This is a genomic window from Candidatus Palauibacter sp. (genome assembly GCF_965222475.1).
Lineage (GTDB): Bacteria > Gemmatimonadota > Gemmatimonadetes > Palauibacterales > Palauibacteraceae > Palauibacter.
The window spans coordinates 1-16,164 of the sequence record NZ_CBDCUB010000001.1; the positions used below are offsets into that span (position 1 = coordinate 1).

A 16,164-nucleotide genomic window follows, 5' to 3' on the forward strand; every position below is an offset into this window, starting at 1 on the left:
TGCCGCGACAGCACAGCACCGGGGGCAAGCCGAGGCTGGGCAGAATATCGAAGATGGGCCAGCATTCACCATCGGGCGCGGATACTGTTGTGAGCGTTGACGTTATGGATTCCGCTGGTGCGATTCCCGCCAATCTGTTCCCGCCGATTGGGTTCAGGCCCGCCGCGGCCTGCGGCGGCTCCGGATTGCCTGCCTGAGTTGCGCCTCGTCTGGCTGCTGGTAGCAGCGCAGCACGGTCTTGGCCGCCTTCCAGCCTCCGAGTTCGCAGAGCACCTTGAGCGGCAGGTCCATCAGGTCGCTGGCAAACTTCCGTCTCAGCGAGTGCCAGCCCCTTCCGCGCTTCGGTTCGAGTCCCGCGAGCCGCTCCGCCTGCTTCCACCAGAAGCGGGCTTGCGGGAAGCCCAGGCACGCCGAGGGATTCATGGTCGCGGGCAGCACCGGCGCGTCCCCGCAGGCCGGGTTGCGCCTCCCCGCCTCTCGAACGACTTCGAAGACTTCGATTGGCTTCGGGGGTCAAGGGCGTCCGGTGCTCGTAGCCAGTCTTCTCGTGCTCGGCGCGCCACCGCACCGTTTCGCCCTCAAGGTCGATGTCAGCCCACCTGAGGTTGCGAATCGCGCCGATCCGGTGCCCTGTCTCGTGCGCGAGCACGAGGGCGACGTGAAACCGCCAATCGACCTGCCGCGAGACCTGGAGAAGGGCTTGGTATTCCTCCTCCGTGAGAACGACCCGGGTGGGGTTCTTCTCGATGGGCTTCCTGAGACCCTTCAGCGGGTTCCTGTCGAGGAGCAGGCGGCCCTCTTCGTCCCTCGACCTCGCGGCCCAGTTCAGCACGGCCATCAGGAACGTCAGGTCCCATTCGATCATCCGGTTGCCCACGGGCTTGCCACTGGGACCGACCGTGCCCGCCCGGCGCTCCCGGATGAACCGGTCCCAGTCCCGCTGTGACAAGGTTTCCGGCCTTCGGTCTCTGCCGAAGAACTTGAGGAACATCGCCATCGCGACCCTGTCCCGCGCCCGGGACGGACGCCTCTTGGTGGGCGTCACCTCTTCGCCGTAGATGTCAAAAAGCCGTTCCAGGGTGAGCGGCTCCGGCTCGGCTTCCGCCTTGCCGTTGGGCGCGTCGATGAACCCGGCGGCGAACTGATCCGCCTGGCTCTTCGCGCGCGCCCAGTCGCGGTGCTTGAGGGACCGGGTGAGCCTGCGCCCGTTCTCCCGCCACTCGATCTGGAAGATGTCGGTCTTTGGGTCGGGAAAGATCCTGACCCGGTTCCGGCCCCATTCGCCGGCGCCGTAGGAGCGCCGGCCTCGTTTCGTGCGTGCCATCGTTCGATACCTCCGATTGATGGACTGCACGATCTGCGCGTTTGAAACCTCGCGCCGGGCGGGCGCGTCGTCCAGAGTTGGCGGCCCGGTCCGCTTTCGCGCCGGGTGCGACTCGGGCCGTTCGTTTCTGCGGGTCTCCGTGGAGGCAGATGTGTTTTTGCATTACAAAAACCTCTGGCCGGGGGCTTCCCCCGGACCCCCGAACGACATCCGCGCGGCACAAGGAGGCCGCCCGGCATGGTCTGTCCCCGGAAGCGCGTCCGGAGCCGGGACTGCGTGGCTGCCGCCCGCGACCTCCGCGTCCCGTCCTTGCGCGGCGATGCCGAACAGCCCGGCGGCCAGGCTGGTCGGCGAACGGGTTCTCCGCCGCCTGAAAGCGGCGCTCGACACCCTTCCGGGACCCCGCCTCCGGGGACCGTCCGTAGAGTGTTCTTCGCGCCGCTGCTGCGGCGGCGATCTCCGGGGGTCAGGAGGGGGCACGGCCCCCCGCCAGCCTCCGCAGGGGACGCACGGAGTGTGGCCACGGGGGGTATGCTGGCTCCCCCTCATTAGAGGCGTCCGACAAGCCCGTCCGCCGCAGCCGCGGACGCTCCGGGGAAGGCCGTTCAGCCTGTGTCGCGAGGCACGGTCCGCCGGGCTTCATGGCGGCTTGGAGACCGCGGTACTCGTCAAGGATGCCCCTCGGCAGGTCATCCGCAGGTTTGGGGCCCCGTCATGGCGGCCTCGTTGGCTAAGCACAACTACGGCATAGACATAATAGGACTACAGTCATAGTCATGGCCTGCACCTGAGAGGTTAGAATTGTCGGTGGAGACGACGTGGGCGGCAATCCCAGCAGGGGCGGACTCATGGAACGTTTGGCCTGGGGTACACCTGTCGGGCGCGGCCTCCTCGTGGCGGCGTCGCTGTCGGCGACTCTTTGGGCGTACGCCTGCGGCGACGGGGCCACGGAACCCCCGACCCCGCCCCCCGACCCTCCGCGGCCGGCGACCGTGGCGGTGACGCCCGCGACCGCCCAGCTCGGCGCCTTGGGCGCCACCGTGCAGCTCACCGCCGAAGTGCGCGACCAGAACGGACAGGCGATGGCGGGTGCTGCAATGACCTGGTCGAGCGGCAGCGCCGCCGTGGCCACGGTCGGCGGATCCGGGCTGGTGACGGCGGCGGGCAACGGGACGGCGACGATCAGGGCGACGGCGGGCTCGGCAACGGGCACCGCGACGGTGACGGTGGCCCAGGAGGTAAGCGCGGTTGCGGTCTCTCCGGCGGCCGACACGCTGGTGACGGGCGACACGCTACGCCTGGCGGCCGAAGCGGCCGACGCGAACGGGCATCCCGTGCCGGAGGCGGAGTTCTCGTGGGCATCCAGCGACACGCTGGTCACCGTGGTGGACGACGCGGGTCTCCTGACCGGGGTCGGCGCGGGCGAGGTGGAGGTCACGGCCACTGCGGCGGGAGTCACGGGCCGCGCGGCACTCGCGGTGGTGGCTCCGGCGCCGACAACCGTAGCGGTTACCCCCGACACGCTGGCGTTGACGGCCCTGGGACAGACCGCGCAACTCACCGCCGAGGTGCGCGATCAGGCCGGGCGTGCGATGGGTGGCGTTCCGGTGTCCTGGTCGAGCGCCGACACGACCGTCGCAGCGGTGGACTCGGCCGGGTCGGTCACGGCGGCGGGCAGCGGCACGACGACGGTCACAGCGACGGCGGACTCAGCATCGGGCGAAGCCGTGGCGGCGGTGATGCAGGCGGCGGGTTCGGTCGTCGTGTCGCCACCGGCGGACACGGTCGCGCCGGGCGACACGCTCCGGCTGGCTGCGGAAGCGTTCGACGAGAACGGGCACCGGGTCGAGAGAGCGGAGTTCACCTGGTCGTCGAGCAATGCCTCGGTGGCGACCGTGGATGCGACGGGACTGGTCACGGGCGTCGCGGAGGGGACGGCCATGATCACGGCCACGACGGGAGACGCCTCGGGGACATCCGCGATCACCGTCGAGAACCCGGACCGGGCGGCGCTGGTGGCGCTCTACCACGCGACGGACGGACCGAACTGGGTCAACAACGAGAACTGGCTGACCGACGCGCCGCCCGGGGAATCGTACGGGGTGGATACGGATGCTTCCGGGCGGGTCGTACGGCTGGACCTGTCCGGGACATGGGCAAGGCCGGACACACCATGGCATCTCTGGCCCCATTCCGTCCGTGCTGGGCAACCTCACCTATCTGTCGCTCTGGATCAACGACCTCACCGGCCCGATCCCGCCCGAACTCGGCAACGACATCCTGCGGAAGCCCATCGTTGTCACCGACGTGAACGGCCGCGTCGTCGACGTGATCCCGCCGAGATGATCGCCCGGGCGGCACCAAGCATGCGACCACCAGCGTTACAGGATAACATTTCATGAGACTGCGCACGCTAATCCCTGCAATCCGAGCCCGCCTGTTCATCTGGATGGCCGCGGCGCTCGCTGCCGGTTGGTCGGCCTCGTGCGGCGACAAGGAACCGCCAACCGAACCGGAAGCGCCCAACCAGGCTCCGACGGCCGTGGGCGCCATCCCGGCGGTGACTCTGGCCGGCGGCGAGTCGGCGACCGTGAACGCCCAGTCCTATTTCACCGACCCGGACGGGGACGCGCTGGAGTACACGGCCACGACATCGAGCGCTGCGGTGGCCGCGGTTTCGGTGTCCGGGAGCACCATCACCGTCCGCGCGGTGGCAGAGGGAAGCGCGGCGATCACCATTACGGCGAGGGACCCGGGTGGTCTTGCGGCCTCACAGAACGTGGCGGTGACGGTGCAACGCTCCAACCGCGCCCCGCAGGCCGTGGGCACGATCCCCGCCCAGACCCTCCGGGCGGGCGAATCCACCGTCGTGAACCTGTCGTCCTACTTCGCCGACCCGGACGGCGACGCGCTCACCTACGACGCGTCGTCGAGCAACACGAGCGTGGTGACCGCGGACGCTTCCGGCAGCGCCCTGACGTTCTCCGGCATGGCCGAGGGGAATACGACGGTGACCGTCGCGGCGCGGGACCCCGGGGGCCTGTCGGCGATGCACAGCGTGAGCGTGACCGTGCGGGGCCGCAACCGGGCCCCGGAGGCCGTGGGCACTATCCCCGAGCAAACGGTGACGGCAGGTGAATCCACCATGGTGAACCTGTCGCGCTACTTCACCGACCCGGACGGCGACGCGCTCACCTACGACGCGTCGTCGAACAACACCAACGTGGTGACCACGAGCGTCTCCGGTGGTACACTGACGCTCTCCGGCGTGGCCGAGGGAAGGGCGAGGGTGACGGCCACCGCCACGGACGGCACGCTGTTGGCCCAGCAGCTCGTCCTCGCCTCGATCGAAGCCGCCGCCGCCGGCATCTGCGGCCGGACCGAACAGGTCGTGGCCGCCATCCTCTACGAGATCCGCAGTGTTTCCGACTGTGCGCTGGTCACCGACGATCATCTGGCGGCCATCGACGGCCGGCTCGACCTCACCAACGACGGAATCACCTCGCTCAAACCGGACGACTTCGCCGGGCTCTCTTCGCTGGAAGCGCTAACGGTCTCCGACAACAGCCTGGTTGTGCTCCCGGACGCTTTGTTCGCCGGACTTTCGTCGCTTGAGACGCTCCGGCTGTCCAACAATCGCCTGACCAGCCTGCCGAGGGCGGCGTTCTTCGAGCTTGCCGAACTGAGGGAACTCAATCTGACGAACAATCTGCTGACCAGCCTTGAGGAGGGGATGTTCGCCGGGTTGTCGAGGCTTGAGAGCCTGCATCTGAACGGGAATCGCTTGACCGGCCTCCCGGACCGCGTGTTTTCTGGGATGCCCCTGCTGAGAGCATTGCAACTGTCCCGCAATCAACTCCGCAGCCTTACCCGGGAGGCCTTTGCCGGGCTGCCCTTGCTGAGGCAGCTATGGCTCTACGAGAACGAGCTGGGCGTCGGCACTCTGCCGGATGGAGTCTTTTCCCAACTGACTTCACTGTGGGTTCTCGATCTAAACGACAATCGAATGCCCGACCTCTCGAGCGCGGCATTCTCCGGCCTCACTTCGTTGGGAAGCCTCGAGCTCGCCGACAACCTGTTGACCAGCCTGCCGGACGGCCTGTTTGCGGGGATGTCCCGGCTCTTTTCGGTGCACTTGCAGGATAATCCCACGGACCCCTTGCCGATAACCATATCCCTCGAACCGGCCGGAGAGGGACAGTTCAAGGCCAGGGCCCACGCAGGTGCGCCGTTCGACATCAACCTGCCCATAGGCGTCACGAACGGCGTGATGGACGGAGGGTCGACGGTTACGATTCCCATTGGAAGCGTGGAAAGCCGAGTTGTGACGGTGACGCGCGCGGCCGGCACGACGGGTCCCGTGACCGTGGATGTGGGAGAGCTTCCCGGCCTGCCCCCCGGACGATACGCCGACGACCGCGGCGCCTACCATCGGGGCTACGTGCTCTCCAGGTCGGGAGATCTGCCGCTGCAGGTGTTTCCGGCCGCGTCGGCCAACCAGAGGTAGCGGAGGAAGCAATGAAGTCATCACCTGCTGCTGCGGCGGCGTTCTCGACGGTTCTTCTGCTGCTTGTCACCTTCGATTCCGTCTTTGCCCAGAACGCGGGTGATCACGTCCGCGTGGTCATCGCCGGTGACACGGTGACGGGAGACGTCACCGACACAAGTGAGACGGGATTCACGGTGACTCTGTCGTCCGGCCTTTTGTCCGGGTTCACGCGAGAGCAGGAGGTCGAGTACGGGCAGGTCGAGAGCCTCGAAGTGAGAACCTGTTGCATGCGCGGCGCACGGTTGATCGCTGTCGGAGGCGGTCTGCTCCTGGGGTGGGGTCTAGGAGAGTTTACCAATGACAAGACCTGCTCGGAGGCCGTTATCCTCCTCCCGTTCCCCATTGTGTCCGAAACTTGCACCAGAACGGGCAATAACGAGCTGTGGGGAGGCCTCATCGGCGGAGCGGCCGGCCTGGCCGTGGCGCTGATGGTTCTCACCGACAGGTGGGAGGTCATCCCGCACGGGGATCTCGGCGGGGTATCGCTTGCTCCATTGGCGGGCCTGCGGCCCTGTTACGGAGGCACCACCATAATTCTGGGGACGCGGGTTCGCTTCTGAACCGGTCGCTCCCGTTTGCATCACGCCCCAGGGCAACGCCGAGCCTGTTCGCGTCGGTGAGTGCCACGGCCAGAAGGATGACCATGACATACCGGGATGCCGTCGGAACCGCCGCTGCAATCATCGCCAGCCTGTGCCTTTTCGCCTGTGGCTCACTGACAGCTCAGGACATTGGCAATCGTGTCCGTGTGACCATCGACGGAGACGTATTGACGGGGGACGTTGTCGAGACGAGGGACGCCGGGTTCACGCTGGAGCTTTCGCAGGAGGAACTCAAGGAAGTCTCCAACATGGAAGTCGACATGCTTGAGGTAAGGACCTGCTGTGTCGACTACGCCTGGGCCTATCCGACTTTGGGGGGAATACTGGTGGGAGGCCTAGTGGGGGCTTACGCGGCCGATGGCGTTGTCTGCAGGGAAACCACTCTGCTGTTGTTCAGCGACGACTCCTGTGAAATAACGGGCAACGCCTTCTGGTGGGGCATCCTCGGAGGGGGCGCGGCAGGCTTCGTCCTGGGACGAGTGTTATTCCAGGAGGAGTGGGAGACTATCCCGATCCCCGGCCGGAGCGATGCGACACTCAGTCCCCTGGTGCACATCGGACACGACCGCATTGGGAATGCCGCCATGATCCTGGGAGTGCGCACTCGTTTCTGAATCCCGGAAGCAGTGTTTGGCAGGGGTCGACACGTTTCGAAGTCATCGCGGACGGCTCGCCCGCGGGAGCGACGCCGCCCGCCATCGCCCCCGCCCCGCCGGGGCGGTGACTTCCTCTCCTTACGCCTATGCGGCCTCCGCCGCAGAGGCGGGCCCGGGCGCTCGCCGCCGCGGCGCTGCTGGCGCTCTCCAGCGCCCTCGCCGTGCCGGCGCAGGCCCAGACCTGCACGCTGGACACCGACGACGGCGACATCTGGTGCGGCGTGGTGACGGGTGGAGTCTGCAACGGTCGGCGGTCTTGTGGCAGGGTCCGGGTTCTATCAAACGTTGGACGTAGGCGACCTGTCCGACAAGACGTTCTCGGTGGGAACCAACGACTACACCATTGACGCCCTCTGGGTTCGGGAAGACGACGACGGCCCCGGGTGGTTGTACTTCGGTCTGGAAAGCGCACTCACCAGTGCCGACCGGGCAAAGCTGGTGCTGCATGTCGACAGCAGCGGCACGTTCGCGTTCACCGATGCGAAAGATACAAATCTGGATATTAGCTACTATTGGGAGGACGCCGGCCTCGACTGGTCCTCGGAGACGCCCGTGACGGTGCGGGTGCCCCTGCCGACGCTCAGCAGTGCGGAGGTCTCCGAAGACGGAAGCGAAATCGAACTCAAGTTCAGCGAGAAGCTCGGCCTTCCGGCGCAGCAATTGCCGACTGCAGCCGGCAACGCTTTCACGATCACCGTTGACGGCGAAGAGAAGCAGATTGATGCAGCCAGAGGGGCAGGGTCGGACAGCAAGAAGGTCTTCATCGACCCCACGGACGTAATCTACCGGGGCCAGGCCGTCGTCGTCCGCTACGACAAGTCGGTCGCCGGGAGCGACGCCATCGCCGACAACAACAACCTCGAGGTGGCCTCCTTCACCACCGGCGTGGGCCGCGTCCCGGCAGTCGTGAACAATTCCGAAGTCGATCCGCCCGCCGCACCCGTCCCGGCCAACCTGACCGCGACGCCCGGCGACGAGCGGGTGACGCTCGCGTGGGCCTTGCCGCCGCCGGACGCCGTGATTTCGCGCCACGAATACCGCTACAAGCGGAAGGCGGGAGACTACACCGGGTGGAAGGCGATTCCCGACAGCAGGCGGGGCGGGAGCAACGCCACGAGCTACACGGCGACCAAGCATGTCAACCTGATCGCCTACGTGTTCCGGGTGCGGGCGGTGAATGCCGGCGGCGCGAGCGGGCCGTCGAACGAGGCGGAGGCGACGCCGCTGCACCCGGACGCGCCGACGGCACTGACGGTGAGCGCGCCCTCGGGCACGGCGGGGCTGCTGGAGGCGAGCTGGACCACGCCGACCGGTTCCGGCTACCGGGTGCGGTACTGGCCGGCCGATGAAGACGGGAGCAAGTCGCGGTCCAGGCGGACGACGGACCAGCGCCTCTGGATCTGGCCCCTGGAGGCGAACACCGAGTACAAGGTTTCGGTGAAGGCGAATGGGGGCACGTGGTCGGCGCCGGCGACGGCGCGCACCGGGGAGAAGCAGTCGGGCCGGCCGGTGCTGAGCCTGCATCTGCTCGACGGGAGCGGCGACGAGATCGAGGAGGGCGCCATCACCGAGGGCGGGAGCATCCGCTACCGGATCAGGGCGACGAGCATCCGCAACTACCACGACTGGGGCAACCCCGCCATGCTGGGCAGATTCTGGCTCAACGCCCACGTGGAGAGAGACCGTCACTATCCGTCGCCGGGGCGTCAGTCGAGCCTGGACGGAACCACGAACGGGTCGCACATAAGTTGCGGGGACTTGCCGCTGATGCGCGAGGGCCTGTCGGACACGTAGCCCGACTTCAATCAGACGTCGGCGACCACGGGGTACTGGGACTTGGAGACGGAGCCGTTCCCCGTCGGTTACGCCGAGCACGGGCCGGTGACGCTGTCGATTCAGCGCACAAGCTGCAGCGTCGGCAGCCTATCCGGGACCGCTCACCCGGCGGACGACCGCGACCCGAATATCGGCAGCCCGAGTTCCGCGTGCGTGACGATCGCGGACGACGGGGCAGGCGACGACTACGACTACTTGCCAAGCAACACGCTGCAGGAGGAATTCGACGACAAGCCGACCTATCCGTGTACGGAGGCGGGGTCGACGGGCGCCCTGAGGGGTCGGTTCGTGTCGCCGCCGGAGCGGCACGACGGCAAGAAGGCGGTGGAGATGCAGGTGGCGTTCACCCGCTCGGTGTACGCGAGCGAGGAGAGGGTGGGCGAGCACGGCGTGCGCGTGAGGGGCGGCCGGGTGATCTCCTCGACGCGCGTCGGCCGGCAGCCGGTGGAGAGCTTGCCGCGGCCACACCAACAGCGACTATCGGAGTGTCGTCACGTGGAGCTATGCGCGCCTCCGCTTCCTGCCACGTCCCGGCGCGATCAACAGGTTCTCGTGTGCGCCGGAGCCGCCTTGGTTGAGACGGAGCGCCCGGAAGCTCTCCCCTATCGCCCGGTCCGCATCAGTTCGGGCTTGTAAGCGAAGCCAGAGTTCGCCTTGTACCACGTCCGGCGGTGCCACGGGTTGTCCGTCTCCGGCGCGCGATAGACGACCGCGATGGTCGGTACGGTGGACCCGGGAAGCGGCGTGGAATGCCAGAATCCAGGAGCATCGTAGAAGAAGCTGGGCTCAAGGTTACTCGTGCGGCGATGCAGGGTGTTCACACCGGCCATCTTAACTTGCGGGGACCTGACGAGGCCAAGTCCTGTGGCGCGCAGCTGGCGCGCCACGGCCTCCTCGCTCATCGACTGGCGGCGTCGGCACTCCGATATCGGCGGGAATCCGGATTCCGTGGCGGCCATGGCCTGCACAAGCGCCGCAGCAAGAAACACAGGCAAGGCCCCATCGTCCTCGGAATCTTTGACCGCAAGCGCTGCGCCCGTCCAGAGGCCTGCCATCGCCAAATCAACGGCCGGTATGAGGTAGCTGTACGTACAGGATCCCTCGGGTAACGGTCCGTCACCCGGCGGTGGATTGGTCACGAAGAAGGCAGAACAACCGCTGAAAAGCAGCGCCGAAAGAAGCAGGAGCGTCCCGCGCCTCATGTTCACCTTCCTCACGCGCGGGAGGTCCGGGTCAAGTGAAAGGTTCATCCGCTTCTGGCCTGTGGTAGGTATTTGCTCCCACGTTCCACGATTTCCTCCGTGCTGCATTGTCGCTGGCTTCGACTGTACCAACGAATGGAGACGCAGGGGGGCTTATTGGCAATACCCGCAGTTATTCTCTGCCTATGCCATATTCATGTTGACCCAAAGAGGCCGCTCGGGGGCGCCCGATGGCAGACCGGTCGGACAACGCCCCCCGCCGTCCCGGCCGCCGGTCCACTGGTGCTGCCGGAAGAGCGGCGGGCGGCGACGCGCGGGCCTCGAATCCCTTCGCCGGTGCGCCTCCCGCCGACGCCATAGCGTCGTGGCCGCCACCAGCGTCAACGCCCGCCGGAACACGCCGCGTAGCACAACGTGGCGCGGATGCGAGGGGTGGACGCGCGCCGGCACGGGCACGGTCCAGAGCGGAGCCGCCAAGCTGCACGCCCTCGGCAAGCTCGACCGGCACCAGCCTTCACGCTACGCGCACACGCACGCCGCAGCGAAGCGCGGCCGGCCCCAGGGGATCGAAGGGGCGGAGTCCCTCACCAGCCCGTTTGTTCCCACAAGGGGTATGCTGGCTTGACCGCCTCAGCGGCGTCCGACAACCCCGTCCGCCGCAGCCGCGGACGCTCCGGGGAAGGCCGTTCAGCCTGTGTCGCGAGGCACGGTCCGCCGAGCCTGCTTCTTCAGCGCCACGCCGCGCTTCATGGCGGCTTGGAGATCGCCGTACTCGTCAAGGATGCCCCTCGACAGGTCATCCGCAGGTTTGGGATCCGTCATGGCGGCCTCGTTGGCTAAGCACAACTACGGCATAGACATAATGAGATACAGTCATTGCCATAGCCTACACCCGAAAGGTTAGAATCGTTGGTAGAGACGAAGTGGGCGGCAATCCGGCAGGGACTGACTCATGGAACGTTTGGCTTGGGGTACACCTGTCGAGCGCGGCCTCCTCGTGGCAGCGGCGCTGTCGGCGACTCTTTGGGCGTACGCCTGCGGCGACGGGGCCACGGAACCTCCGGCCCCGCCCCCCGACCCTCCGCGGCCGGCGACCGTGATGGTGACGCCCGCGGCCGCCCAACTCGGCGCCTTGGGCGCCACCGCGCAGCTCACCGCCGAGGTGCGCGACCAGAACGGCCAGGCGATGGCGGGTGCCGCGGCGAGCTGGGCGAGCGACGCCACCGGCGCGGCCACGGTCGGCGGATCCGGGCTGGTGACGGCGGTGGGCAACGGGACGGCGACGATCACTGCGACGGCGGGCTCGGCATCGGGCACCGCGACGGTGACGGTGGCCCAGGAGGTGAGCGCGGTTACGGTCTCTCCGGCGGCCGACACGCTGGTCGTGGGCGACACCCTGCGCCTGGTGGCCGAAGCGGCCGACGCCAACGGCCATGCCGTGCCGGAGGCGGAGTTCTCGTGGGCATCGAGCGACACGCTGGTCGCCGTGGTGGACGACGCGGGTCTCTTGACCGGGGTCGGCGCGGGCGAGGTGGAGGTCACGGCCACCGCGGCGGGAGTCACGGGCCGCGCGGCACTCGCGGTGGTGGCTCCGGCGCCGACAACCGTAGCGGTGACCCCCGACACGCTGGCGTTGACGGCCCTGGGACAGACCGCGCAACTCACTGCCGAGGTGCGCGATCAGGCCGGACGTGTGATGGGTGGCGTTCCGGTGTCCTGGTCGAGCGCCGACACGACCGTCGCGGCGGTGGATTCGGCCGGGCTGGTGACATCCATCGGCGGAGGCGCGACAACGATCGCCGCCACGGTCGACGAGGTCTCCGGTGCGGCGCTGGTGACGGTCATGCAGTCGGTCGGTTCGGTCGTCGTGTCACCGGCCGCGGACACGGTCGCGCCCGGTGACACACTCCGGCTGGTGGCGGAGGCGTTCGACGAAAACGGGCACCGGGTCGAAGGCGCTCAGTTCACATGGTCGTCGAGCGATGCGTCACTGGCCCGGGTGGACGCGGCGGGACTGGTCACGGGCGTCACGGAGGGGACGGCCACGATCACGGCGGCGGCCGGGAATGCCTCAGGGACATCCGCGATCACCGTCGAGAACCCGGACCGGGCGGCGCTGGTGGCGCTCTACGACGCGACCGACGGCCCGAACTGGGTCAACAACGACAACTGGCTGACCGATGCCCCGCTGGGGGACTGGTACGGGGTGGAGGTGGACGGCGAGGGACGGGTCATCTCGCTGGTTCTCGCCGGTCGCTGGGACAACGATGCCGGCGAGCATTTGCGCTATGGCCTGAAGGGTTTGCTACCGACGGAACTCGCGGATCTTGCTAACCTGAAGGAGCTGCACCTTCAATTCAACGGTCTGACCGGTCCGATTCCTTCCGAACTCGGCGGCCTCGCCAAGCTGGAGCGATTAGACCTCGGCGGAAACAACCTTTCCGGCCCGATCCCGCCCGAACTCGGCGGCCTCGCCAAGCTGGAGCGATTAGGCCTCGGCGGAAACAACCTCACCGGCCCGATCCCGCCCGAACTCGGCGGCCTCGCCAAGCTGGAGCGATTAGGCCTCGGCGGAAACAACCTCACCGGCCCGATCCCGCCCGAACTCGGCGACCTCGCCAACCTGACCTGGCTGAACCTCAGACTGAACGATCTTCTTTCCGGCCCGATCCCGTCCGAACTCGGCGACCTCGCCAAGCTGACCCAGCTGTACCTCGGCTGGAACAACCTCACCGGCCCGATCCCACCCGAGATCGGCAACCTCACTGGGCTGCGGGTTCTGAATCTCGCTTTCAATGACCTGACCGGCACCATCCCCGAGAGCTTACTCAAGCTCGATGGGCTTGAATACTTCAGGTTTGGTGAGAACGCCGGTCTCTGCGCGCCGGGCACCTCTGCCTTCTTCTCATGGCTGGAAAGGATGGAGCATCGCGCCGACGGTCCCTACTGCAACGCGTCCGACGCGGATGTGCTCGAAACCCTCTACCAGACGTCCGGCGGACCGAACTGGGCGAACTCCGACGGCTGGCTCGGGACTCCGGCTCTGGAGGAATGGTACGGAGTGACCGCCGACTCCCTCGGTCGTGTCGTGACGCTCGACCTCACCGACAACGGGCTGACAGGTCGCCTGCGGGCCGATCTGGGCAAGCTGGCCCAGATGCGCCGTCTGCGTATCGGAGACAACGGGCTGTCCGGTCGCCTGCCGTTGTCTCTCACCCGCCTGTCGCTTGTCGAACTCCACTACACCGACACCGAGCTGTGCGCGCCATCCGACGCCTCCTTTCAGACGTGGTTGGCCGGAATACCGTCGCATGAGGGCACCGGCGAGGAGTGTGCCCCGCTAACGGACCGGGAGATCCTTGAGATCTTCTACTTTGCGACCGGCGGACCGAATTGGACCAATAACGACAACTGGCTCAGCGATGCACCGCTCCGAGAGTGGTCCGGCGTCTCGACGGACAGCGATGGACGGGTTAGGTACTTAGACCTGTTCGAGAACGGCTTGACCGGCGCCCTGCCGCCGGAACTCGGTGGTCTTACACGCCTGGAAGTTCTATCGTTCCTGCAGAATTGGGAGTTGTCTGGCCGGATTCCCCCTGAGCTCGGAAATCTTGCACGACTTGAGCAACTACTCCTTTCGTTTACGGCTTTGACGGGGCCCATTCCTCCGGAACTTGGCCGGCTCTCCAAGCTGACGCGGTTTTACGTTTGGCGCACCGGCCTATCCGGCCCCATCCCGCCCGAACTCGGAAATCTGGCCAATCTGACCAGTATTGCGCTCGGCGAAAACGAATTGACCGGCCCGATCCCTCGGGAACTCGGCAACCTCACCAAGCTGGAAGAACTCCTTTTGGTCAGGAATGCGCTGACCGGTTCCGTTCCACCCGAACTCGGCAAGCTCTCCAGTCTGGAACAGCTCTGGCTCGATCAGAACGACTTGACGGGCTCGATTCCTTCAGAACTGGGACAGCTAACCAGGCTCCGGGAACTCGGAGTCACGAACAACGCAACGATGTCGGGCGTTCTTCCGCCAAGCCTGACCGCTCTTCGGGAACTCGACGAGTTTACGGCTGCAGGCACGGGCCTGTGCGCGCCTTCGAACCCCGCGTTCGAGGCTTGGCTGGCAGGGATCCGGAAGCGGCGCATCGCCAGTTGCAACGCCGGAGATGCCGCCGCCGCGTACCTGGTCCAAGCAGTGCAGTCGCGCGATTTTCCTGTCCCACTGGTTGCCGGCGAGCGGGCGCTGCTGCGCGTGTTTCCAACAGCCCAGCGCGCGACAAGCGCCGGCATTCCGGCGGTCCGGGCCCGGTTTTACCTTGACGGCCGGGAGGTGCACGTGGAGAACATCCCGGCAGCAACCACGCCCATCCCGACGGACGTCTACGAGGGCGATCTCTCGAAATCCGCCAACGCCGAGATTCCCGGTCATATCGTACAGCCAGGACTCGAGATGGTCATCGAGGTCGACCCTGACGGGACGCTGGACTCGGCGCTGGGGGTGGCGAAGCGGATTCCGGGCACGGGCCGTGCGACCGTTGAAGTGCAGGCAATGCCCACACTCGATCTGACGCTGGTCCCGTTCTTGTGGGCCGCCAACCCGGACTCCTCGATTCTGCACCTCGCCAGCGGCATGGCGGCGGATCCGGAGAACCACGAGATGCTCAGGGATACCCGGACGCTGCTGCCGGTTGGCGTCTTGGACGTGGAGGCGCACGAGCCCGTCCTGACGGACCACAACAAGGGCGTGAGCCTGGGCACATTGGAAGCCATCCGCCTGATGGAAGGCGGCAGCGGCCACTACATGGCCTTCGTGTCGCCAAGGAGAGATCTGGGATTGGCTGGCTATGCGCGCGGCAATCGGCTAAGCGCATCAATGCCTTTTCCTGCAACCATAGCTCACGAGCTCGGGCACAACATGAGTCTCAACCATGCTCCATGTGGCGGTGCCGCAGGACTCGATAGCGGTTATCCCTATTCCGACGGATCGAGCGGAAGCTGGGGGTATGATCATGAAGGCGGCTGGGTGTTGGTGCATCCATCGCGGCCAGATCTTATGTCGTATTGTGGGCCGGAGTGGGTCAGCGACTATCACTTCACGAACGCGCTTCGTTATCGGTTGGTGGACGAGGTGCCTCGGGCGGCTGTGGCAGCTGCGAACGTCACCCGCGGGCTCCTGCTGTGGGGCGGAATTGACGCTGACACGGTGCCATACCTGGAACCGGCGTTCGTCGTTGACGCGCGCCCGGCCCTGCCGTCCTCTGCCGGCGCGTACACCGTGACCGGCCGGACCGGCGGCGGGACCGAACTCTTCTCGCTCAGCTTCGCCATGCCCGAGACGGCCGATGGCGACGGGAGTTCATCCTTCGCCTTCGTGCTTCCGGTGCAGGCCGGGTGGGAAGGCAGCCTGGCCAGCATCACCCTCACGGGCCCCTCGGGGTACGCCACACTGGATGGAGAGAGCAACCTTGGGATGGCGATCCTGCGCAATCCGCGAACGCGGCAGGTGCGGGGGATACTGCGGGACTTGCCGGCTCCGATCCAGGCCGCCATGGACGCGGCCGGGCGCGCCGGCCGGGCGGGGCTGGAGGTGCTGTTCAGCCGCGGGATACCGGGAGCGGAGGGGTGGCGGCGATGACGAAACGTTCCGGCAAGGGATTCGCCGCAGGGGGGAGCGAGGTGACATGGATTCCCGCCAATCGGTTCCGTCTTTCCCGCTGTCGCGACATGATCGAGTCAGTGACGGCCCAACGGCAAGAAACGCAGATCGTGCAGTCCTGTATGAATTTAGACGAGTTCTTGCGTGCGCCGTGGAAAGGCGCGCCTTCCTTGCGGGTGCAAATCCCGCCCGGCAACTGTCGCTCCAGCCGGTAGCAACCGGAGCGGCTCATGGAGGTAACGACATGGGTTGAAGCACTTCGGTACGGGCCGCGCACGATACGCGACACCCTACACGGGCACGAAGTCGGAAACGGTGGAGACGGCCAAGGGAGGAGCT

General features: G+C 66.8%; 10 protein-coding genes. 7 read left to right on the forward strand and 3 right to left on the reverse strand.

Annotated elements, in window-relative coordinates:
- Window positions 1-1,324: tyrosine-type recombinase/integrase (locus ACOQPP_RS00005; RefSeq protein ID WP_420635566.1), on the reverse strand; the 1,324-nt coding region annotated here is incomplete at its 3' end.
- Window positions 1,325-2,172: 848 nt separating this feature from the next.
- On the opposite strand from ACOQPP_RS00005, the gene ACOQPP_RS00010 reads away from it, so the two are divergent.
- From ACOQPP_RS00010 to ACOQPP_RS00035, 6 genes are all read left to right on the forward strand, one after another.
- Window positions 2,173-3,726 (forward strand): Ig-like domain-containing protein, encoded by a 1,554-nt coding sequence (locus ACOQPP_RS00010; RefSeq protein ID WP_419167023.1) that lies wholly within the window; start codon window positions 2,173-2,175, stop codon window positions 3,724-3,726.
- Window positions 3,723-5,831: a leucine-rich repeat domain-containing protein gene (locus tag ACOQPP_RS00015; RefSeq protein ID WP_419167024.1), complete on the forward strand. Its 2,109-nt coding sequence runs from the start codon at window positions 3,723-3,725 to the stop codon at window positions 5,829-5,831. The genes ACOQPP_RS00010 and ACOQPP_RS00015 overlap by 4 nt, the downstream gene beginning before the upstream one ends.
- Window positions 5,832-5,842: 11 nt before the next feature.
- On the forward strand, window positions 5,843-6,433 hold the full coding sequence (locus ACOQPP_RS00020; RefSeq protein ID WP_420635567.1) for a hypothetical protein: 591 nt from the start codon (window positions 5,843-5,845) through the stop codon (window positions 6,431-6,433).
- A gap of 83 nt (window positions 6,434-6,516) precedes the next feature.
- Window positions 6,517-7,089, forward strand: coding sequence for a hypothetical protein (locus ACOQPP_RS00025; protein WP_419167026.1), 573 nt, complete (start codon window positions 6,517-6,519; stop codon window positions 7,087-7,089).
- Between the two features lie 327 nt (window positions 7,090-7,416).
- Entirely contained in the window at window positions 7,417-8,925 is a 1,509-nt protein-coding gene (locus ACOQPP_RS00030; protein WP_420635568.1) for a fibronectin type III domain-containing protein, read from the forward strand.
- Window positions 8,926-9,012: 87 nt separating this feature from the next.
- Window positions 9,013-9,603 carry a hypothetical protein gene (locus tag ACOQPP_RS00035; RefSeq protein WP_420635569.1) on the forward strand — a complete coding sequence of 197 codons (591 nt, stop codon included), beginning with the start codon at window positions 9,013-9,015 and terminating at the stop codon, window positions 9,601-9,603.
- Here the strand turns inward: ACOQPP_RS00035 and ACOQPP_RS00040 are convergent.
- Together ACOQPP_RS00040 and ACOQPP_RS00045 are read right to left on the reverse strand one after the other, a co-directional pair.
- Window positions 9,570-10,184: a hypothetical protein gene (locus ACOQPP_RS00040; protein WP_420635570.1), complete on the reverse strand. Its 615-nt coding sequence runs from the start codon at window positions 10,182-10,184 to the stop codon at window positions 9,570-9,572. The genes ACOQPP_RS00035 and ACOQPP_RS00040 overlap by 34 nt on opposite strands.
- Before the next feature lie 672 nt (window positions 10,185-10,856).
- On the reverse strand, window positions 10,857-10,991 hold the full coding sequence (locus ACOQPP_RS00045; RefSeq protein ID WP_419167030.1) for a hypothetical protein: 135 nt from the start codon (window positions 10,989-10,991) through the stop codon (window positions 10,857-10,859).
- Window positions 10,992-11,121: 130 nt separating this feature from the next.
- On the opposite strand from ACOQPP_RS00045, the gene ACOQPP_RS00050 reads away from it, so the two are divergent.
- The gene (locus ACOQPP_RS00050) at window positions 11,122-15,804 is read left to right on the forward strand and encodes an Ig-like domain-containing protein (RefSeq protein WP_420635571.1); all 4,683 of its coding nucleotides are present in this window, start codon (window positions 11,122-11,124) and stop codon (window positions 15,802-15,804) included.
- The last annotated feature ends 360 nt before the right edge of the window (window positions 15,805-16,164 follow it).